The sequence below is a fragment of the Streptomyces sp. bgisy130 genome, from assembly GCF_057708345.1.
In genome coordinates this window covers 19315-40085 of the sequence record NZ_JBYISA010000008.1, presented here as the reverse complement: position 1 = coordinate 40085, position 20771 = coordinate 19315, and the positions used below count along the sequence as shown (strand labels likewise).

Annotated in this window: 19 protein-coding genes; 4 read left to right on the top strand and 15 right to left on the bottom strand. The window is 73.0% G+C overall.

The window, feature by feature from the left end:
- Positions 1-16 precede the first annotated feature (16 nt).
- Both AC3EUV_RS13265 and AC3EUV_RS13260 read left to right on the top strand, forming a co-directional pair.
- Entirely contained in the window at positions 17-1099 is a 1083-nt protein-coding gene (locus AC3EUV_RS13265) for a protein kinase family protein (RefSeq protein WP_432144248.1), read from the top strand.
- A 364-nt stretch (positions 1100-1463) separates the two neighbouring features.
- A complete protein-coding gene (locus AC3EUV_RS13260; RefSeq protein WP_168478294.1) occupies positions 1464-1721 on the top strand; it encodes a hypothetical protein in 258 nt (85 codons plus the stop codon).
- A 30-nt stretch (positions 1722-1751) separates the two neighbouring features.
- On the opposite strand, the gene AC3EUV_RS13255 is transcribed toward AC3EUV_RS13260, so the two are convergent.
- The 10 genes from AC3EUV_RS13255 to infC all read right to left on the bottom strand — a co-directional run bounded on the left by AC3EUV_RS13255 (position 1752) and on the right by infC (position 13048).
- Positions 1752-2282 (bottom strand): NUDIX domain-containing protein, encoded by a 531-nt coding sequence (locus AC3EUV_RS13255; RefSeq protein ID WP_432144247.1) that lies wholly within the window; start codon positions 2280-2282, stop codon positions 1752-1754.
- A 68-nt stretch (positions 2283-2350) separates the two neighbouring features.
- A complete protein-coding gene (locus AC3EUV_RS13250; protein ID WP_435602968.1) occupies positions 2351-3688 on the bottom strand; it encodes an NsdA family TPR-like regulatory protein in 1338 nt (445 codons plus the stop codon).
- A gap of 160 nt (positions 3689-3848) precedes the next feature.
- Positions 3849-5084, bottom strand: a complete 1236-nt coding sequence (locus AC3EUV_RS13245; RefSeq protein ID WP_435602967.1) for a PP2C family protein-serine/threonine phosphatase — start codon at positions 5082-5084, stop codon at positions 3849-3851.
- A 362-nt stretch (positions 5085-5446) separates the two neighbouring features.
- The gene (gene pheT / locus AC3EUV_RS13240) at positions 5447-7972 is read right to left on the bottom strand and encodes a phenylalanine--tRNA ligase subunit beta (protein ID WP_435602966.1); all 2526 of its coding nucleotides are present in this window, start codon (positions 7970-7972) and stop codon (positions 5447-5449) included.
- Complete coding sequence (pheS, locus tag AC3EUV_RS13235) at positions 7972-9096, bottom strand: phenylalanine--tRNA ligase subunit alpha (RefSeq protein WP_435602965.1); 1125 nt, start codon at positions 9094-9096, stop codon at positions 7972-7974. The genes pheT and pheS overlap by 1 nt, the downstream gene beginning before the upstream one ends.
- 235 nt (positions 9097-9331) lie before the next feature.
- Complete coding sequence (locus AC3EUV_RS13230; protein WP_435602964.1) at positions 9332-10492, bottom strand: sensor histidine kinase; 1161 nt, start codon at positions 10490-10492, stop codon at positions 9332-9334.
- 83 nt (positions 10493-10575) lie between these two features.
- Entirely contained in the window at positions 10576-11430 is an 855-nt protein-coding gene (locus AC3EUV_RS13225; RefSeq protein WP_432144241.1) for a TrmH family RNA methyltransferase, read from the bottom strand.
- A gap of 127 nt (positions 11431-11557) precedes the next feature.
- Entirely contained in the window at positions 11558-11941 is a 384-nt protein-coding gene (rplT, locus tag AC3EUV_RS13220) for a 50S ribosomal protein L20 (protein ID WP_018087732.1), read from the bottom strand.
- Positions 11942-12043: 102 nt separating this feature from the next.
- Positions 12044-12238, bottom strand: a complete 195-nt coding sequence (gene rpmI, locus AC3EUV_RS13215; protein ID WP_085925914.1) for a 50S ribosomal protein L35 — start codon at positions 12236-12238, stop codon at positions 12044-12046.
- A gap of 123 nt (positions 12239-12361) precedes the next feature.
- A complete protein-coding gene (infC, locus tag AC3EUV_RS13210; protein WP_432144325.1) occupies positions 12362-13048 on the bottom strand; it encodes a translation initiation factor IF-3 in 687 nt (228 codons plus the stop codon).
- A gap of 332 nt (positions 13049-13380) precedes the next feature.
- Here infC and AC3EUV_RS13205 point away from each other — a divergent pair, with 332 nt between their 5' ends.
- Positions 13381-13761, top strand: coding sequence for a DUF1844 domain-containing protein (locus tag AC3EUV_RS13205; RefSeq protein WP_085925912.1), 381 nt, complete (start codon positions 13381-13383; stop codon positions 13759-13761).
- 91 nt (positions 13762-13852) lie between these two features.
- Here the strand turns inward: AC3EUV_RS13205 and AC3EUV_RS13200 are convergent, their stop codons facing one another.
- From AC3EUV_RS13200 to AC3EUV_RS13185, 4 genes are all read right to left on the bottom strand, one after another.
- Positions 13853-14614: an MIP family channel protein gene (locus AC3EUV_RS13200; RefSeq protein ID WP_435602963.1), complete on the bottom strand. Its 762-nt coding sequence runs from the start codon at positions 14612-14614 to the stop codon at positions 13853-13855.
- Between the two features lie 115 nt (positions 14615-14729).
- Complete coding sequence (locus tag AC3EUV_RS13195; RefSeq protein ID WP_435602962.1) at positions 14730-15461, bottom strand: SseB family protein; 732 nt, start codon at positions 15459-15461, stop codon at positions 14730-14732.
- Positions 15462-15529: 68 nt separating this feature from the next.
- The gene (gene mycP / locus AC3EUV_RS13190; RefSeq protein ID WP_432144238.1) at positions 15530-16699 is read right to left on the bottom strand and encodes a type VII secretion-associated serine protease mycosin; all 1170 of its coding nucleotides are present in this window, start codon (positions 16697-16699) and stop codon (positions 15530-15532) included.
- Complete coding sequence (locus AC3EUV_RS13185) at positions 16696-18015, bottom strand: hypothetical protein (RefSeq protein ID WP_435602961.1); 1320 nt, start codon at positions 18013-18015, stop codon at positions 16696-16698. The genes mycP and AC3EUV_RS13185 overlap by 4 nt, the downstream gene beginning before the upstream one ends.
- 203 nt (positions 18016-18218) lie before the next feature.
- Between AC3EUV_RS13185 and AC3EUV_RS13180 the strand changes: the two genes are divergently transcribed.
- Positions 18219-19439 (top strand): amino acid deaminase/aldolase, encoded by a 1221-nt coding sequence (locus AC3EUV_RS13180; protein WP_435602960.1) that lies wholly within the window; start codon positions 18219-18221, stop codon positions 19437-19439.
- Positions 19440-19467: 28 nt separating this feature from the next.
- On the opposite strand, the gene AC3EUV_RS13175 is transcribed toward AC3EUV_RS13180, so the two are convergent.
- Positions 19468-20742 carry an HAD family hydrolase gene (locus AC3EUV_RS13175; RefSeq protein ID WP_435602959.1) on the bottom strand — a complete coding sequence of 425 codons (1275 nt, stop codon included), beginning with the start codon at positions 20740-20742 and terminating at the stop codon, positions 19468-19470.
- Positions 20743-20771: the final 29 nt, after the last annotated feature.

Below are 20771 nucleotides of genomic sequence, written 5' to 3'. Positions count from 1 at the left end.
CACCGAGGAGCGGTTGATGCCGGACGGGGATCAGCTGGATTCCGTACGCCGGGCCGGTTTCGGGACTGCGGCCACGGAGCTTTCCTTGCTGAGCGACCACCGGCTCAGGGAAGTGGTGGCATCCGCCGCGCCGCTCGGGTCCGGTATCGGCGGCAGGTCGGCGGAGCTGGAGATCGCGGGGACCCGCCTCTTCGTCAAGCGGGTGCCCCTGACCGAGGTCGAGTTGCGGCCGGAGCATGTGCGGTCGACGGCGAACGTCTTCGGGCTGCCGACGTTCTACCAGTACGGGGCGGGCTCGGCCGGGTTCGGTGCCTGGCGGGAGCTGGCGACACACACCCTGACCACCCACTGGGTTCTCGGGGGCGGGTATGCGGGCTTCCCGCTGATGTATCACTGGCGGGTCCTGCCCGACTCCCCTCCCGAAGGGTTCACCGACGAGTTCGGAGGTGTGGACGGGGCCGTCGCCCATTGGGAGGGATCACCGGCGGTGCGCGACCGGCTGGAGGCCATCGGCCGGTCCTCGTCCAGCCTGGTGCTCTTCCTGGAGCATGTGCCGCACACCCTCGCCGGATGGCTGGCCGAGCACCGCGACGCCGCCGTGACGGACGGCGGACAGTGCCCACCGCACGCCTGGGTGGAGGCGGCTCTGGCACGCGGGACCGCCTTCATGAGCGCGCGCGGACTCGTCCACTTCGACGCCCATTTCGCCAACATCCTCACCGATGGCCGCCGGCTCTACTTCGCCGACTTCGGACTCGCCCTGAGCTCCCGCTTCGACCTCGCGGCCGACGAGTCCGCGTTCCTCACGGACCATCTCGCGTACGACCGCGTCTACACCGTGACCCATCTGCTCCGTCAGCACCTGCTCGACGGCGGGCTCGGCACCACGGAACGCGCGGCCCTGCTGCGCGACTGGATCGCCGGCCGACGGCCCGGCGGCCTCCCGCCCGGGGTCGCCGCCCTCCTTGACCGGCACGCCCGCCCCGCCGCCGTCCTGAACCGCTTCCACCGGCGGCTGCTCACCGAGAGCAAGCGGACGCCCTTCCCGGCGGCAGAGATCGAACGCGCCCTGGGCGCCGGGTCCACAGGGGTGGGCTGAGGCCACGCGCGCCCCGCCGGTCCGACCGCGGCCCACGGGCCGTCCGCCCGCCGCTCGGGGGAGATACCGGCGGGCGGACCCCGGGCCGGCGGGCGCCCGTCCGCCGGCGTCGGCCCCCGTGGCATCTTCGAGTGAAGCGCGGTACGGGGGCGTACGGGAGCGTGTGAACCGGGCCTCTCGGGGTGCGTGGTTCACACCCCGTGTGAAGGGCCGCCGCGCCGTCACCCCGGGTCACTTCACACGGGGTGTGAACCCCAGACCCGTATCTCCCCGCCGCACACGCTCCCGCCCTTCGCCGCAGCACAGTTGACTTAAGGCCCGTACGGATCCCGAAGCAGCCGACCGAAGGAATGAGGAGCGGACCGTGACCGCCCACCCCGAACCCGACCTGGTAACCGCCGACTTAGCCGAGCTGCGGCGTCAGCTCGACGTCCGCACCGCCCGCGTCGACGGCCACCTCGCGCTGCTCGCCCAGCGCTCCGCGCAGTACGAGCGGGACGCGGAGGACCTCCAGGCCCGCGTCACACGGCTGGAGAGCACCCGCTGGCCGCTGCCGTCCCTCGCCGCGCTCACGGGGCTCGCGGCGCTGGTGGTGGCGGTGTGGCAGGCCCTCGGCCGATGACCGCCGGCCACGGTCACCGGCCGGTACCGGTCAGCCCAGCCGGAGGTGATGCAGCATCAGCAGCGCGGCGGCCATGTTGGCGGCCGGCACCTCCCCCCGCGCCACCATGTCGGGCACCAGCTTCAGCGGCACCCACTCCCGCCGCTCGGACTCGAAACCGTCCTGCGGCGGGCCGGTGTACTCGCCCTCCTCGGACCAGTAGATGTGATGCCGCGCGTCGGTGAGGCCGTTGGACGGCTCCACCGTGAGCAGATGGTGGAGGGGCCCGGGGCGCCACCCGGTCTCCTCCGCCATCTCGCGGGCGGCCGCCGCCGCGGGATCCTCACCGTCCTCGACGACGCCCGCGGCCAGCTCCCAGCCCCAGGTGTCGGTGATGAAGCGGTGGCGCCACAGCAGCAGCGCCTCGTTGGCCTCATTGACCACGGTGGCCACCGCGACCGGGCGCATCCGGATCAGATAGTGATCCAGATGCCGGCCGTCGGGCAGCTCCACATCGGCCAGATTGACCCGGAACCACGGATTCGCATAGACGGGCTTCTCGCTGAGATTGTTCCAACGCACGTAACTGCCACCTTCCGCTGTAGGGCCGGCAAGGTGACACGAGCCCGGTCAGGGGCGTGTCTTACGCCCTACAGCGGAACGCGCAGCACCTCGTCGATGAGATCGGCAGCCTCGTCCGTCGCGGAGCTCCCGGTCTCCGCCAGATGTTCGCGCACCGCCCGCAGCCGGTCCCGCAGCCGTTGCGACTCCATGCCGCGGGCCTGCTCCGTCATCTCCGCGGCATTGGCCACGGCCCGGTCCGCATCGCCTTGACGCAGCTCGATATGGGTGAGCATGGCCAGCCGGTGGACCCGGCCGCGGTCGTGTGCGGGGGTGTCGACGGCGGCGTCCGCCTGTTCCCGGGCGGACCGTAAGTCGCCCAGGCTGAGCAGCGCCTCCGCCACCTGTACGTTCACCAGGCCGGGCTGGACATAGCCGGTCTCCGCCGGTTCGAGACCGGGCCGGATACGCTCCGCGGCCGCCTCCGCACGCCGGATGCAGGACAGCGCGCCGGCGCCGTCGCCGAGCCGGGCGTAGGACTTGGCCTGCATCGCGTAGAGGTCCGCGGAGAGCGCCGGGGTGATCTGCGGACCCGCGGCCCGCAGCGCCGCCTCCGCGAAGGCGACCGCCTGACGGTATTCCCGTACGAAGAGGGACTGGTTGACCAGCAGCGCGATGACATACGCGCCGAGGCCGCGGTCCCCGCTGGCCTTGGCCAGCCGGAGCGCCTGATGGAAGTAGCGCTGGGCCAGCCCGAGAGCGTCCGAGTCGTACGCGCAGATGCCGGCGACCGCGACCAGTCCGCCGGTCGCCCGGTGGAGCTGCCGCCCCGTCGCATCGCTGTAGCTGCCCCGCAGCAGCGGCGCCGCCTCGGCGTTGAGGAATCCCACGATGCGTGCTCTGGTCGCGATACCACCCGCCTTCCGGTACATCGTCTCGTAGTGCGTCCGCGCGGTGCGCAGCATCTCGATGTCCGCCATGCCGACCCGGGTCAGCCCGTCGCGCGAGACATCGGAGTCCTCGGGCGGGTTCTCCCACTCCCATACGGGGATGACCGCCGAGGTGCCGGTGAGCGCCGGTGCGTCGAGGATGTGCGGCCGCTGCTGCTCGTCGGACCGCCACAGCGCGGTGGCGCGCTCGACGAAGCCGGAGAGCGGGGTGTCGGCGGCCCGCCGGGCCCCCGGACCGCTGAAGCCGATGTCGGCGAGCCCGACCGGCCGGTGCAGTCGTTCCCCCAGGATCTCGCAGATCAGATCGGGTACCTGTCCCCGCGGCCGCTGGCCCTTCAACCACCGGGCCACCGCGGTGTGTTCGTACCGCAGCGCCAGGCCGCGGCGCCGGCCGAGCCGGTTGATCCGCGCGGCGAGTCCCGCGTGCGAGATCCCGGACTCGTCGAGCATCGCGTCCAGCAGGGTGTTGGGCTCCATACCGGCCTCCCGGTGAGCCGGGCCCGTCCGCGGGCCGCCGGCTCATGGCCTTGTCGACAGGACCACTCCGTCAGTTGAGCGTAGTGAACGCCCCTTCACACGGGGTGTGAAGGGGCGTGCCGGCCATGGGTCCCCGGCCGTACGGGAAAAGCGGCCCCGGCTACTCGGCCCGTCCCGCCTCCACCCGCCCGGGCCCGGCGGGCCGCCGGCCCCGCCTCGACTGCGCCGGAATCCGCACCCGGTCGTTGCTCAGCATCAGCAGCGCCACATCGTCCGTCAGCCGTCCGCCCGCATGCCGCAGCAGCGCCTCGCGCACCTTCCCGACCACCCCCGCGGGCGAGGGCCCGCCCGGGGCCGCGGCCGCCTCGACACTGCTGCGCAGCTCCTGGGTCAGCGGAAAGAACTCCCCCGCCGCGTCCCGCGCGTCGGCCGCCCCGTCGGTGTGCAGAAACAGCCCCTCCCCGGGCCGCAGCTGCCCACAGCACACCGCGGACAGCTCCGCCGGCAACGGGAACAGGCCCAGCGGCGGCATCGGATCGGCCGGGGCGACCGGCGCGACCGCCCGGCGGGCGATGCGATAGGGCCACGGGTGCCCGCAGTTGAGCGCCGTGACGGATCCGTCCGGGGCCACCTCCACGAGCAGCAGCGTCACGAACTCCTCGGCGAGCGGGCCGCCCGGCTCGCCACCGGCCGCCGCCCGGCCGGGGCGCGCCCGCTCCCACAGATGCCGCTGGTGCGAACGCTCCAACCGGCGCAGCACATCCCCCAGTTCGGGCTCGCCGTGCGCCACTTCGCGGAAGCTGCCGAGCATCGCCGCGACCGTGCCCATGGCGTCCAGCCCGTGCCCGCGCACATCCCCGATCACCACCCGGACCCCGTGCCGGGTCCCCACGACCTCGTACAGATCCCCGCCGACCACGGCCCCTTCGCTCGCGGAGAGATGGTCGGCCGCCAGCAGCACTCCGTCGATCCGCCGCGGTAACGGCCGCAGCAGCACCCGCTGCGCGGTGGCAGCGACCTCCCGGGTCCGCTCCAGCTCCCGTACCAGCCGCAGCCGCCGCCCGGCGGTCAGATAGCTGGCACCGATCACCGCGAGGACCGCGGCACAGGTCATCAGGCGGGTGCCCCACCCGGCCCCGGGCTCCACCTCACCGAACGGCAGCAGCGCGAGCAGCGCGCACACTCCGCCGAGCAGCACGCACTGGCGGCGGCCGGTGCCCGCGCAGGCGATCGCCGGTGCGGCGGCGAGGAGTTGCAGCAGCCGGCCGCTGGTGGGGTGGCTCAGCTCCCAGGCCACCACGCCGAGGACCCAGAGGCCGGGCAGGACGAAAACCAAGGCGCGCCGGGCGCTTGCCGCCCCGGCGCGCGTGCCCGGCCTCGCCCGGTGTCGGATCATGCCGATGGTCCCCCTAGGGCGCGTCGTTCGGATCATGGCGGGCTCGCAGGGTCCGGCACGCACGCTCGCCGGTGGTCCCCCAGGTGCTGAGCGGGTCGGTCCGGCCCGCTGCCGTGGTCACACGGGCCCTGCCGACCCGTCGATTCTCGCGACGTTCCGTGTCCGTCCGACGACGATCCGTACACCGTCACCCGATGGAGTGACTGTGTACGGATCCGATCGTCTCCCTCACCGCACCGGCCGTCCCACCGCCCCCGCGGCACCCGTCCGCCGCACGCCGAAAAGGGGTGAGGGCGCGGACGGTTCCTCCCGTCCACGCCCTCACCCCGTTGAGCACGCCGTCGCGGCGCCGCGGGCCACGCTCAGCCGCGCAGCACCGCTCCCGTCCGCTCCACGGCCGCCGCGACCGCCGCGTCACGGGCGGCCGAGGCCTCCTCGGCGGTCAGCGTCCGGTCGGCGGCGCGGAAGCGCAGGGCGTACGCCAGCGACTTCTTGCCCGCGCCGATCTGCTCGCCGGTGAAGACGTCGAACAGCCGCAGCGACTCCAGCAGTTCACCCGCACCGCCGCGCAGCGCGCCCTCGACCTCCGCCGTCGGGACAGCGGCGTCGACCACGAGGGCGACGTCCTGGGTCGCGACCGGGAAGGCCGAGATCTTCGGGGCGCGCAGCGGGCCGGTACCGGCCCGCTCCAGGCGGTCCAGGTCGATCTCCATCGCGCAGGTGCGCTCCGGCAGGGCCAGCGTCTTGATGACGCGGGGGTGCAGCTCACCGGCGTTGCCGACGAGGATCTCCTCGCCGTCGACGAGGGCGAGCAGCGCCGCACAGCGGCCCGGGTGGAACGGCGCGTGCTGGTCCTGCCGGACGATCAGCTCCACACCCGCCTCCCGTGCGACCGTACGGCCCGCCTCGATGGCGTCCGCCCAGATCGCGGGGCGTGCGGCGCCCCACCAGCCGTCCTGCTCGCGGCCCCCGGCGAGCACCACGGCGGCGCGCCGCGGCTGCTGCGGGAGCGAGGCGTCCAGCGAGGCGATCTCGTCGTCGGTCGGCCGGCGGTCGACGACCAGCCGGCTGGCCGGCTGCTCGTCGCCGGTCGCCCGGAAGACCGGTCCGGTCTCGAAGAGCGCCAGGTCGTGGGTGCCGCGCCCGTAGTTGCGGCGCAGTGCGTTCAGCAGGCCCGGGATCAGCGTCGTACGGAGGTCGGGCTCCTCGTCGGAGAGCGGGTTGACGAGGGTGACCGCCGCGCGGCGCGGGTCGTCCGGCTCGATGCCCAGCTGGTCGAGGACGTGCGAGCCGGTGAACGGGTAGTTCAGCGCCTCGACATAGCCCGCACCGGCCAGCGCCCGGCCGACCCGGCGGTGCAGGCGCTGACGCTCGGTCAGCCCCCGGCCGGCGGGCGGCTTCGGGAGGGTGGAGGGCAGGTTCTCGTAGCCCTCCAGCCGGATGACCTCTTCGGCCAGGTCGTTGGGCTCGCTGAGGTCCGGCCGCCAGGACGGCACGGTCACGACCAGCTCGTCCTGCCCGTAGACGTCACAGCCGACCTGCTGGAGGCGGCGGACGACGGTCTCCCGGCCGTAGTCGACACCGGCGACCTTGTCCGGGTGGCCGGCGGAGAGGGTGATCGTGCGCGGCCCGGAGGGCGTGACGACCTCGGTGACGCCCTCCCCGGCGGTGCCGCCGGCGAGCAGCACCAGCAGGTCGACGGTCCGCTGCGCCGCGGCGGACGCGGCCTCCGGGTCCACCCCGCGCTCGAAGCGCTTGGCGGCCTCCGAGGACAGCTTGTGCCGGCGGGCCGTACGGGCGATGGAGAGCGCGTCGAAGTGCGCGGCCTCGATCACGACGTCGGTGGTGCCGCGCACCTCGCCGGTCCCGGCGTCCGCGGCCGGGGCCGCGATCTCGGTGTGGGCGCCGCCCATCACGCCCGCGAGGCCGATCGGGCCGCGGTTGTCGGTGATGACCAGATCCGCGGCGTCCAGCACCCGCTTGGTGCCGTCCAGGGTGGTCAGCTTCTCTCCCGCGCTCGCCCGGCGGACGCCGATCGGGCCGTCCACGCTGGTGCGGTCGTAGGCGTGCAGCGGCTGGCCGAGCTCCAGCATCACGTAGTTGGTGATGTCGACGGCCAGCGAGACCGGGCGCATCCCGGCCTTCTGAAGACGGCGCTGGAGCCAGAGCGGGGAGCGCGCCTCGGGGTCGAGACCGCTGACCGTACGGGCGGTGAAGCGGTCGCAGCCCAGCGGGTCGGAGACCTGGACGGGGTAGCCGGTGGAGTTCGGCGGCGGCACGTCCAGCAGCGCCGGGTCGCGCAGCGGCAGCCCGTAGGCGGTGGCGGTCTCGCGGGCGACACCACGCATCGACAGGCAGTAGCCGCGGTCCGGGGTGACGGCGATGTCCAGCACCTCGTCGACGAGCTCCAGCAGCTCGATGGCGTCGGTGCCGACCTCGTACTCGGGCGGCAGCACGATGATGCCGTGCGTACCGTCGTCGCCCATGCCCAGCTCGTCGCCGGAGCAGATCATGCCGTGCGACTTCTTGCCGTACGTCTTGCGCGCGGCGATCTTGAAGTCGCCGGGCAGCACGGCGCCGGGAAGCACGACCACGACCTTGTCGCCGACGGAGAAGTTCCGCGCGCCACAGACGATTTCCTGCGGCTCGCCGGTGCCGTTGGCCTGGCCCACGTCCACCGTGCAGAAGCGGATCGGCTTCTTGAAGCCCTCCAGCTCCTCGATGGTCAGCACCTGGCCGACGACCAGCGGGCCCTTGAGCCCCTCGCCGAGGCGCTCGACGGTCTCGACCTCCAGGCCGACGGCAATGAGCTTGGCCTGTACGTCACGGCCGGTCTCCGTCGCCGGCAGGTCGACGTACTCCCGCAGCCAAGAAAGCGGGACCCGCATCAGATCTCCATCCCGAACGGCCGGGTGAACCGGACGTCGCCTTCGAACATGTCACGCATGTCTTCCACGTTGTGCCGGAACATCAGCATCCGGTCGATGCCGAACCCGAAGGCGAAGCCGCTGTACTTCTCGGGGTCGACGCCGCAGGCGATGAGCACCTTGGGGTTGACCATGCCGCAGCCACCGAGCTCGATCCAGCCCTCGCTGGAGCACGTACGGCAGGGCCGGTCGGGGTTGCCCACGGACGCGCCACGGCAGACGTAGCAGACCATGTCCATCTCGGCGGACGGCTCGGTGAACGGGAAGTAGTTCGGCCGCAGCCGGGTCTTCATGTCCGGACCGAAGAGCGCCCGGACCATGTGGTCGAGGGTGCCCTTGAGGTCGGCCATGGTCAGGCCCTCGTCGACGGCGAGCAGCTCGATCTGGTGGAAGACCGGGGAGTGCGTGGCGTCCAGCTCGTCGGTGCGGTAGACCCGCCCCGGGCAGACGACGTACACGGGCGGCTCGCGGTCGACGAGCGTACGGGCCTGCACCGGCGAGGTGTGGGTACGCAGCACGACACCGGACTCATCGCCCTCGGTGCCGTTGCCCTGCACGAAGAAGGTGTCCTGCATCTGGCGCGCCGGGTGGTCGGGCACGAAGTTGAGGGCGTCGAAGTTGAACCACTCCGCCTCGACCTCGGGGCCCTCGGCGACCTCGTAGCCCATGGCCACGAAGACGTCCGCGACCCGCTCCATGAAGGTGGTGAGCGGGTGCCGGGCGCCGGCCGGGGTGCGGTCGTAGGGCAGCGTGACATCCACCGCCTCCTCGACCAGCACGCGGGCGTCGCGCTCCGCCTCCAGCTCCTCCTGGCGGGCCTTGAGCGCCTGGTTCACCCGGCCACGGGCCTGGCCGACGCGCTTGCCGGCGTCCGCCTTGGCGTGCGGGGGCAGGGCGCCGATCTCACGGTTGGCGAGCGCGAGCGGCGAGCGGTCGCCGGTGTGCGCGACCTTCACCTCACGCAGCGCCTCCAGACCGTCCGCGGCGGCGATGGCGGCCAGCGCCTCGTCCAGCCGTGCGGCGATCTCTTCCGGTTTCAGGGCTTCGACCTCGACAGGGTCGTACGACTTATTGGGTGCGGACATCTCTTCCCGTGCTTCCGGTGGACTGGCTTGGCTTGGCTCGCGTCGCCTCGGCTCCTCGATCACAAAGGTCGGATGCCGAGCCCGCGCTGTGCCCGCGATGCCTGTGCGCCAAAGGTGCCAAAGGTCAAGTCTAAGGGGGACGGGCCGCGCGGCCGGTCCGCGCCCCCGCGGGGCGCCCTCCCACCCGTCGCCCACCACCGCCCTTCGTACGACGCTTCGCGGCTTCTCCTAGTTATCAGGCCATGAAGGCCGGGGTCGCGACGGGCAGGCTAAATCGGAACTGCGCGCCGCCGGCCGGTGCCCGGCCGACCGTGATCGTCCCGCCGTGGGCCTCGACGATGCCCTTGACGATGTAGAGGCCCAGGCCGGTGCCGCCGCGCTTGCTGCCCCGCCAGAAGCGGGTGAACACGCGGCTCATCGATTCCTCCGGGATGCCGGGGCCCTCGTCGCTCACGGTGACGCTCGTCCCCTCCGTGCTGGTCTCGTCCGATACCGGTCCGACCTCGATGGTGACGGTTCCCTCGCCGTGGCGCACCGCATTTTCCAGCAGGTTGCCCAGGACCTGGTCGACCTTGTCCGGGTCTGCCCACAGATCGGGCAGCGGTTCCAGCATCCGGATCAGGAAGCGGTCCGGGCGCTGGCCTGCGGTGGTCTGCGCCTGGACGTGCCGACGGACCGCGGCGCTCATGTCGACCCGCTGGCGGCGCACCTCCAGCCGCCCCGAATCGATCCGGGAGATGTCCAGCAGCTCGGCGATCAGCCGGGTGACGCGGTTGGCGTCGGCGTCCACCGTCTCCAGCATCAGCCGCTTCTGGTCGTCGGTGAAGCGTTCCCACTTCTGGAGGAGGGTGGCGGTGAAGCCCTTGACGGAGGTCAGCGGCGAGCGCAGTTCATGGGCGACGGTGGCGATCAGCTCGGCATGGCTGAGCTCCGTACGCCGCCGGGCCTCGGTGCCGCGCAGCGCGATCACCAGCCGCTGGACGGGCCCAGTGGGGCGGCTACGGACATAACGGGCGGAGACCAGCACCTCACGGCCGCCTAGCAGCAGATTGCGCTCGGGCTGGCCGCGGCGGATGGCGAGCCCGCCGTAGGGGTCGGTGAGCCGCCACCAGCGGCGGCCCTCGATGTCCTGGAGCGGCAGGGCGTGTTCGAGGGGGCGGCCGACCGCGTCCTCGGGGGCGATGTCGGTGATCCTGGCCGCGGCGGCGTTGAAGCAGATCACCCGGCCGGTCTCGTCGGCGACGACCAGGCCGTCGGGCAGATCGTCGGGGTCCACTCCGAGGCCGGTCCCCAGGGCCTTTGGCTCTCCGGCCGGAGCGGGCGAGCGGTCGCCCACGAGCCCCTCGGACCGGCGGCCGTCAGCGGTGACCGTGATGCCGGAAGTCCTCACACTCATCCCCGTTACCCCCTTCCGGGCCTCCGAGCACGCAAGCCTACTAGCTCGCACCGGAAGTGCCCCGAAGATCGGGGGGACACCCCTCAGGCGGGTGACACCGCGCGGCAGCCGCCGGGGCTGCGCTGGGCGCGGGCGGAGGCGTAGAGACAGACCGCGGCGGCCGTCGCGAGGTTGAGGCTCTCGGCCTTGCCGTGGATCGGGACCCGCACGACGGCGTCGGCCAGCGCCCGGGTCTCCTCCGGCAGTCCCCAGGCCTCGTTGCCGAAGACCCAGGCGGTGGGCCCGCCCATGGAGCCGGTGTCCAGTTCGGCGTCCAGGTCGCGGTCGCCCGCACCGTCGGCGGCGAGGATCCGTACGCCGGCCGAGCGCAGTCCGCTGACCACCCGCTCGACCGGGACACCCACCGCGACCGGCAGGTGGAAGAGCGAACCGACCGAGGCCCGTACGGACTTGGGGTTGTACAGGTCCACGGAGGCGTCGGTCAGCACGACCGCGTCGGCGCCGGCGGCGTCCGCGCAGCGCAGCACCGTGCCGGCGTTGCCGGGGTCACGGACGTTGGCGAGCACCGCGACCAGCTGCGGGCGGGCGGCGAGGATCTCCTCGAAGGGCGAGTCGAGGAACTCGCAGACGCCGAGCAGACCCTGGGGGGTGACGGTCTGGGAGATGTCGGCGACGGTCTTGTCGTCGGCGAGGTGGACCCGCACCCCGGCCGCGTGGGCCGCCTCGATGATCTCGGTGTGCCGCTCGGCGGCCTCGACGGTGGCGAACAGCTCGATGAGCGTGGGCGTACCGCCGGTGCGGTGCGCGATGGCCTCCCGTACGGCCTGCGGGCCCTCTGCGATGAACCGGCGCTCCTTGCCGCGGAAGGCGCGGCGGGCCAGCCGCCGGGCGGCGGTGACACGCGGGGAACGCGGGGAGATCAGCTCGGGGGTGCCCATGGGCGGCGGCTCGCTTCTGTTGTGCGGTGCGTGGGGGTCCCGGTCCGTGGACCGGGCCGGGTCCGGAAAAGCGGCGGACCCGCAGGCCGGGGCCTGCGGGTCCGTCATCGCTTCGTCAGGCTGAAGTTCAGGCAGCCTTCGGGGCGTTGACGTCGCTCGGAAGCGCCTTCTGCGAGGCCTCGACGAGCGCGGCGAACGCGTTGGCGTCGTTGACCGCGAGGTCGGCCAGGATCTTGCGGTCCACCTCGATGTTGGCGGCCTTCAGACCCTGGATGAAGCGGTTGTAGGTCATGCCGTTGGCGCGGGCAGCGGCGTTGATGCGCTGGATCCACAGCTGACGGAAGTCGCCCTTGCGCTTCTTGCGGTCGTTGTAGTTGTAGACGAGGGAGTGGGTGACCTGCTCCTTCGCCTTGCGGTACAGGCGGGAGCGCTGGCCACGGTAGCCGCTGGCCTGCTCGAGGATCGCCCGGCGCTTCTTGTGGGCGTTGACTGCCCGCTTGACGCGTGCCACTTGTTAACTCCTTGTAGCGGGGCCGTGGTTGTCGTCACAACGGCCCGAATCGATTGGGTCCCGGTCCGAGTCGCGCGCCCCCGGTCAGCGGGGCGCGTCGGCTCACTTGCCGAGAAGCTTCTTGATCTTCGCGGCGTCGCCCGGGGCCATCTCGGCGTTGCCGGAAAGGCGACGCGTCACGCGGGACGACTTGTGCTCGAGCAGGTGGCGCTTGCCGGCGCGCTCACGCAGCACCTTGCCGGAACCGGTGACCTTGAAGCGCTTGCTGGCACCGCTGTGCGTCTTGTTCTTCGGCATGCGCCGTTCTCTCCTCGTCATTGGCGCTCCCGCAGGCACGGACCGGCGAGCGGGAGCGTCATGTATATCGATTGATGTCCGGGGCGGGGCGCCCCGGCGCGAACCGGGGCCGACGCCTCGGGGTCACGCCCCGGTGGGCTCCTCGGCGGGCTCCTCCGCAGAAGCTCCACCCTGGCGCTCCGCCTTGCGGGCGGCCTGCGCCTCACGGGCCTCGGCCATCGCCTCGGTCTTCTTCTTGTGCGGACCGAGAACCATGATCATGTTTCGGCCGTCCTGCTTCGGATTCGACTCGATGAAGCCGAGGTCCTCCACGTCGGACGCGAGCCGCTGCAACAGCCGGAAGCCCAGCTCGGGGCGGGACTGCTCGCGACCACGGAACATGATCGTGATCTTGACCTTGTCACCCTGCTTGAGGAACCGGACGACGTGACCCTTCTTGGTGTCATAGTCGTGCGGGTCGATCTTCGGCCGGAGCTTCATCTCCTTGATGACCGTGTGCGCCTGGTTCTTGCGCGCCTCACGGGCCTTCATGGCCGACTCGTACTTGAACTTCCCGTAGTCCATGAGCTTGCAGACGGGCGGGCGAGCGTTCGCCGCCACCTCGACCAGGTCGAGGTCGTACTCCTGAGCAAGCTCAAGGGCCTTGGCAAGCGGAACAATCCCGACCTGCTCGCCGCTGGGACCGACAAGTCGCACTTCGGGAACGCGAATCCGGTCGTTGATGCGGGGCTCGGCGCTGATGGATCCTCCTCGGTAGCACCACGCGACGGCCTGGCGGACTGCCGCGTAACGTCTTTTCGGTGTGACCAACCGAGCGGTACATGAAAAATGCCCCGGACGGGACACAGGCGGGGCTCCACATAGATCTGGAGCACCGCCGCGAAGTCTCCGCGGGGCGCAGCCGGACCGTTGACCCGCCAACCGTGAGGTCGGTCGGGTGGGAGATCGGAGCCTCCACTTGTGGGCCGGTCACATGCGTGTCCGGCCGGTCGGAACACCAGAATACACGAGTCAAGGGGTGGCACCCACTTCTGTGCGGGCGCGGACCCGCTCCGGGACCGGGACAACGCTCCCGGACGCGGGGTCCGGGCGGGCTGCCCATAGGCTGGAGGCGTCCCCTCAGCAGGAAGAAGCCCGAAGACATGAGTGACCAGACCCCGCAGCAGCCCGACGCAGCGCACGCGGCGAATCCCGACTTCGACGCCATGACCCGTGATATCGCGGAGGTCCCGGCGGTCGAGGTGATCACCACGGTCGCGGTGCATCTGATGAGTTCGGCGGCGGTCAACCTCGGGCTCGCCGAGGAGGGCGCGGCGCACAAGGACCTCGACGAGGCGCGCAAGCTCATCCAGGCGCTGGCCGGGCTGGTCACCGCCAGCGCCACCGAGATCGGCTCGTACCACGCGGCCCCGCTGCGCGACGGTCTGAAGTCGCTCCAGCTGGCCTTCCGCGAGGCGTCGGTCGTGCCGGACGAGCCGGGCCAGGGCCCCGGGGAGAAGTACACCGGCCCCGTTTACGGCTGAGCCGGGCGGCGGAGCGCCGCACACACGGGACGACGGGCCCCGGCCGGGATGCGGCCGGGGCCCGTCGTGCGTGCGGTGCGGGCTCTGCGCCTCAGGGCCCGTCATCTGCGGGCTCGTAGGGCATCGGCTCGTCGGCGACGAGGACCGGCTCGTGCGGCGGATGGGTGATCTGGTGGACCACCGCCGCGACGGCGGCGCCGATCAGGGGCGCGACGATGAACAGCCACAGCTGGGTGATGGCCGCGCCGCCCGCGAACAGCGCCGGGCCGATGGAGCGCGCCGGGTTCACGGAGGTGCCGTCCAGCGGGACGCCGATGAAGTGGACGGCGGCCAGGGCCAGGCCGATGGCCATGCCGTTGAAGCCGATCACGGCCACCTTGTGGGTGACCGAGAGCCACACGTAGACCAGCAGGAAGGTCATCAGTATCTCGGCGACGAAGGCACCGCCGAGGTTGAGGTGGACCGCCGAGCGGTCGCCCCAGCCGTTGGTGCCGAAGGACCCACTGGTCTGGAGGCCCGGGATCTGCTTGGCGACCAGGAAGAGCAGGGCCGCGCCGGCGATGGCGCCGACCACCTGGGCGATCCAGTACTCGGTGGCCGTCCGCAGGGTGATCCGGCGGGCCAGCAGCATGCCCAGGGTCACCGCGGGGTTGAAGTGGCAGCCCGAGATCGGGCCGAGGGCGTAGGCCAGCGCCACCATGGTGAAGCCGAAGGCCAGGGCGATGCCGAAGGTGCCGATGTACTCGCCCGCCAGCACTGCCGAGCCGACGGCGAAGAACACCAGGAGCAGGGTGCCGAGGAACTCGGATACGACCGTGCGGGTCAATACCGACGAGATCTCCGTTTTCTCCATGGGGGCTCTCCTCGCGTGGATCTTGAGCTCTCCTCGCATTGTGCGGCCCTGGAGACGAACCCGCCCGTTGGCGGCCGGGGGCCCGGCCGGTGGCCCCGGGCCCCGGCCGTGGGTGTCAGCGCCGGTGGAACGGGTCCCCGGCCGTCGCGCCGCCGGGCGGCAGCAGGGCCAGATCCAGGCCCCGGACGAGCCGGGCGCGCAGCACCTCGTCGGTGGCCAGGGCCTGCGCCAGCCGCTGGGCGACCTCCGCGGCCGGGGCGTCGGGCGCCAGGCCGAGGGCGAGGGTGGCGTCGGTTTCGGCGGAGGGCAGGAGGTGGGCGACGAGCACCCCGGGCTCGGCGTCGAGGAGGGTGCGCAGGGCGTCGGTGACGGCCGGGTCCGCGAGCGGGTCGGCGCTGGTGCGGCCCTCGGCGAGCGCGCGCAGGGCGGGGCCGGTGAGCTGGTAGGTGACCGGTCCTGCCAGGTCGACGACCACGGTGTCGGCCTGCTCGTGGGAGGCGGCGAGCAGCGCCTGCGGCAGCGGGACCGCGACCGGGCGGGCGTCGGGGCGCCAGCGCTGGAGAGTCTCCATGGAGGTGAAGGCGGGGAGGGCGCGGCGGCCGTCCGGGGCCTGGAGGGTGGGGACGGCCATATCGCTGGTCTTCTCCCGGCGCAGGCCGTCGGGTCCGGTCTCGACCTCACCGAGGACGGCCACCACGGGCACCAGGACGCGTGCGCCGGCCAGCGCCGACAGCAGCTCGGGCTCGGCGCTCCGGTCCCGGTCGTAGGCCGCCAGGGCCGCGGTCAGGGCCGGGTCGGCGGAGCCGTCGTCGTCGCCGAAACCGGGGTCGGGAATGTTCTTCTGCACGCGCCCGAGCGTATCGGGTGGCGGGACGGCGTCACCGGGTGCGGGGGCGCCGGTGGACCGCGACCGGTTCAGGGGCCGTACTTCCGGCTGCGCCAGAGGACGGCGGCGGCCGCGAGGAAGGCCACGCCCACGGCGCCGGCGGTCCAGGGGAGCCAGGGGGTGCCGGTGTCCACGGCGTCGTCCGCGGTGGGGCCGGGGCCGAAGTAGCGGTCGGCGTAGGCGGCAGGGGACGGCTTCTGCGCGGTGGGCCGGAGATCCGCCGCCGCTTCGAGGGCGGCGGCGGGGTCGATCAGGCCCGCGCCGTAGTCGTCGTCACGGCCGCCCTCGGGGCTGTCCTGCGCGGTGGAGGTGAGCAGCCGGCGGATCTGGGCCGGGCTCAGGTCGGGGTGCGCGGAGCGGATCAGGGCGATGGCGCCGGAGACGAAGGCGGCGGCGGGGCTGGTGCCCCAGCCCGAGAGATAGTCGTCTTCGGGGTCCGCCATGATGATGTCGTAGCCGGGGGCGCTGACCGTGGCGTACCAGTGGCGGGTGGAGAACCGGGCGCGGCCGCCCAGGTGGGTGACGGCGGTGGCCGTGATGACGCCCGGGTAGGCGGCGGGGTAGGAGACGCGGTTGCCCTTCTCGCCGCCGTTGCCCGCGGAGGCGACGACGGGGATGCCCTTGCCGAGGGCGTACTGGATGGCGGCGTCCTCACGGGGCTCGGGGTGCGCGGATTCGCTGTCGTCGCCCAGCGACATATTGATCACGTCGGCGCCGTGGTCGGCGGCCCAGCGGATGCCGTCGGCGAGCGCGCCCGCCTTCTCCGTGCGGGCCCGTCCGCGCTGCGGGTCGTCGTCCTCCAGGATCACCCGGACCGGCAGGATCCGGGCGGCCGGGGCGAGGCCCAGCACCCCGTCCTCGCGGCCCGCGCCATGGCCGTGACCGGCGATGATGCTGGCCATTCCGGTGCCGTGCCGGGCCCAGGCGGCGTCCCCGGGACCGGCCCCGAAGCCCACCAGGTCCCGTTCCGGCTCCACCTGGCCCTCCAGGTCGGGGTGGTTGGCGTCCACACCGGTGTCCAGGACCGCGACGGTGACGCCCTCGCCCTTGGTGGTGCGCCAGGCCTGCTGGGCGTGGACGGCCTGGAGGGCCCACTCCTGGGCGCGGAGGGCATCGGCCCGGGCGGGGACGGCGGGCAGTACGGCCAGCGCGGCGGAGGCCAGCGCCAGGGCGGTGCCGCGCAGCACGGTGTGCGTCATGACGAGGCCTCCGACGTCTGCGTGGGGCTGCCGGCCGCCTTGCGGAAGTCCGTCCCGATGCGGTCCGCCAGGCCCTTCGCGTCGTGGCCCAGGCCGGATTCGGCCGGGGCGGTGGTGACGCCGGGCCGGACCGCGGCCTCGGCGGGCTGCGGATCGGTGACGGTGCGGCCGTCGGCGAAGCCGGAGACGGCGTAGACCACGACCGGGATGTCGGTGAGGATCCGGACGGTCCAGCTGGCCCGCTGGGTGCGCCCGAAGCCCTCGGCCGGGGTCCCCTTGGCGGCGTACGGCAGCGGCAGCAGGTCGGTGCGGGTGCCCAGACTCCTGGTGCTGAAGCGGGTGTTGAGGGCCATCATCCCGGGCTGGTCGGCCTTGGTGATCTGCGCTCCGACCGTGATGACGCTGCTGCGGGTGGCATCGGCGTAGGTGGCGCGCAGCAGCCGGGTGCAGCCGGCCCGGGCGAGCGCCGCGGCGAGCTTCGGGTCGTAGGCGTGGCCGCAGGCGCCGTCCGGGGCGACGGCGATCCGGGTCCAGGTCCGGTCGGCGCCGCCGGGTCCGACGCCCAGGCCGTTGACGGTGCGCGGGAAGAGCCGGTCGACCGGGGTGTTGTGCCAGACGTCGCGGCCCTTGGCGAAGACGGCCTCGGCGGTGGGCGGGGCGGCGTCGGCCTCGTCGGTGAGCCAACTCCCGGCCGCGGCAGCGCCGATGAGGCCGATGCCGAGGACGAGGCAGGCCGCGGCGGCGAGCAGCCGGGGGCCGGGGCGGCGGACGGACAGCGGCCGTCCCGGTGTGCCGGGGGCGGGACCGACGCCCGGGTGCGGGGCGGCGGTCGGTGGCCAGGGCAGGTGCGGCGGACGCTCGGCCGCGGGCCGGGGCGGCAGGCTGCCGGGGGCCGCCGAGGGGCCGGCGGCCGGGTGGCGGGGGGCCGGCGGGGCGCCCGGCCCGCTGCCGGCGGCGGGTTCACGGGAGTCGCCCCACAGCTTCTGGCTGTTGGCCAGGTGGAAGGCGGCGGTGTCGCGGAAGGCGGCGGGGCGGCCGGCGGGCGGCGGAGGGGTGGGGGCGGCCGCCGGGGCGCCGGGCGCACGGTCCGGCCGGGGTGGCGGCTGCGCACCGGTGGGCGGCGGGACGGTGGGGCGCGGCGGGACGGGGTGCGTCCCGGGTTCCGGTGCCGGCGGCTCGGCCGGCACCCGGCGCAGCACGGTCGTCCGCGGGTCCCCCTCGGGCTCCGGCATGCCGGCCGGGGCGGGCTGCCGGGGCGGCTGCGGGGGTATCGGTGGAATGTGCCGGGCATCGGCGAATTCGGCGTCGGTGCTCACCCGCGCTCCCCCTTGCACCGCTGACCTCCGGGCCCGATCCGCAATCGGGGCACGGTGGTTCGTATCCGGACAACACGCCGCTGACCTGCTGGTTGCGGTGTCGAGCCACTGTAAGGGCTGGCACCGTCGGTGCTCCAACCCCTGTCCGCTCTGTCGCAATCTCTCCCCTACCCAGTGGTAGCGGGGTCTGGCAGGCTGCGGCCATGCCCCCCTACACATCCGGCGCGGATGCCGACAAAGCCGCCTACGACCGGGCCACCGCCTCCCTCGACGCACCGCTGGCGGTCGTCGACCTGCGGGCCTTCGACGCCAACGCCGCCGATCTGGTGCGCCGCTCGAAGGGCAAGCCGATCCGGGTGGCGAGCAAGTCCGTGCGCTGCCGGGCGCTGCTGGAACGGGTGCTGGCGCGGGACGGCTTCGCGGGAATCATGAGCTTCACGCTCGCCGAGTCGCTGTGGCTGGCGCGCTCGGGCTTCCGGGACGTCCTGCTGGCGTATCCGTCGGCGGACCGGGCGGGCTTCGCCGAGCTGACCGCCGATCCGGAGCTCGCGGCCGCGGTGACGGTGATGATCGACGACCCGGTGCAGCTGGATCTGATCGACGCCGCCCGGCCGTCCGGCGGGCCGGGCGAGGAGGTGCGGGTGTGCCTGGAGTTGGACACCTCCTACCGGCTGCTGGGCGGGAAGGTGCGGGTCGGTGCCCGCCGCTCTCCCCTGCGCACGCCCGCCGAACTGGCGGCGCTGGCCCGGTCGGTGGTGCGCCGCCCCGGGTTCCGGCTGGCGGGGCTGATGGCCTACGAGGGGCATGTGGCGGGGGTCGGTGACGAGGTCGCCGGAAAGCCGGTGTTCTCGCGGACGATCCGGGTGATGCAGGCGGCGGCGCGCAAGGAGCTGGCGCAGCGGCGCTGGGCGGCCGTCCGGGCGGTGCGGGCGGTGGCGCCGCGCCTGGAGTTCGTCAACGGCGGCGGGACGGGCAGTGTGCAGCACACCGCGGCGGAGGCGGCGGTCACCGAGATCGCGGCCGGGTCGGGGCTGTATGTGCCGCGGCTGTTCGACAACTTCCGTTCGTTCAGCGGGCGTCCGGCGGCGCTGTTCGCCCAGCCGGTGGTGCGCCGGCCGGGCCCCGGGGTGGTGACGGTGCTGGGCGGCGGCTATCCGGCGTCGGGGGTGGCGGGCCCGGACCGGCTGCCGGTGCCGTATCTGCCCGCCGGACTGCGCTACGACCCGCAGGAGGGGCCCGGGGAGGTGCAGACTCCGCTGCTGGGGCCGGCCGCGGACGGGCTGCGGATCGGCGACAAGGTGTGGTTCCGGCATGCGAAGGCCGGTGAGCTGTGTGAGCGGTTCTCCACGCTGCATCTGGTCGACGGGGACCGGGTGGTGGACACGGTGCCGACGTACCGGGGGGAGGGACACGCCTTCCTGTGAAGGCGCGCCCCCCGTCCCGTTCCTGCCGTCAGCCGTGGATGCGGTCCTGCTGGTCGGGCACGATGCTGCCGTCCGCGCGGCGGACCGGCCCGAGGGTGCCGTCCGGCCGGGTGTAGCCGGTGGTCGCGCACGGGTACGGGTCGGCCTGGCGCTTCTTCGGCTCGATGAACATCGGGTTGACCAGCCAGCGGTGGTCGGCGTTGTCGTACGCCCGGCACATCAGCTCGGGCTTGTTGCGGTTGATGGCCAGGTGCCCGGCGGTGGCGTCACCGACGAAGGTCACATCGGTCTCCGCGTCGCCCGCGGCGAAGGCCGGGCGGTGTGCCCGGTCCTGCTGCTGCCAGGCCCTGGCGCCCTTGACGTGGAAGATCTCCTGGTTGATCCAGCAGCGCTTGCCGTCCATGTACGTCAGGACCTCGCCGTGGGTGTCCTTGACGTCGCCGCAGCCCTGGACGCCCGTGGTGAGCTTGCCGTCGCGGACGAGGTTGCGGATGCCGATGGTGTGGTGGCGGTCGATGCCCACCCCGGGCGCCCAGGCCCGTACCAGCGGCTCGGCCGACGCGGAGACGATGTAGACGTCGAAGCCGGCCTTCTGGAGGGTGCCGATGAGGTCGCGCTGCTGGTCGTAGTAGCGGACGTAGCCGGCCATCGTGTGCGTGCCGACCTTCTGTTCCGCACCGATCGGCGCGGCGAGGTTCTCGGCGCGCGCGGCGCGGGCGTAGCCGGTCAGCCGCTCCGGGCTGTGACCGGCGAACAGCTGGGTGATCCAGACGTATTCGGGGACGGTGCGGCGGTGGTTCCACTCGCCCTCGAACGCGGGCTTGCCGGTGGAGGTCTTGGCGTCCTCGTAGATGTCGAGGATCTCGTCGGTGCAGCCGGTGTCCGTCGACGTCGGCAGCGGCTTGCCGGCCGGTACGGACGTGCCGCAGGCCGTGGTCAGCGCGCGGGCGGCGTCATCGGTCATCCACTTGTTGGTGGCCTTCCAGCTCGCGGGGCGCAGCACCTTGTCGTGGCGCAGCATCCAGGCCAGCGTGGCGTCGGAGATGTCGTTCTTGACGACGGTGTTGTCCCAGTCGAAGGTCGCGACCGGCCGCGTGCCCCCGGAGCCGGAGCAGCTGCCCCGCTCGTCGATCATCTTCTGGAGCTCGGCACGGTTGTCGCCGTACCAGCCCTTGGTCACATGGAGGGTGGGGCAGTGGCGGGGGGCCGGGCCCGCCGTGGCCGTTTGGGCGACGGCGACGCCGCCTCCGCCCAAGACTGCGAGGGCAGCACCCGCTGCCATCCAGCGACGCTTGGTGAGCATGGAACGCACTCCTGTCGAACGAAGAACCG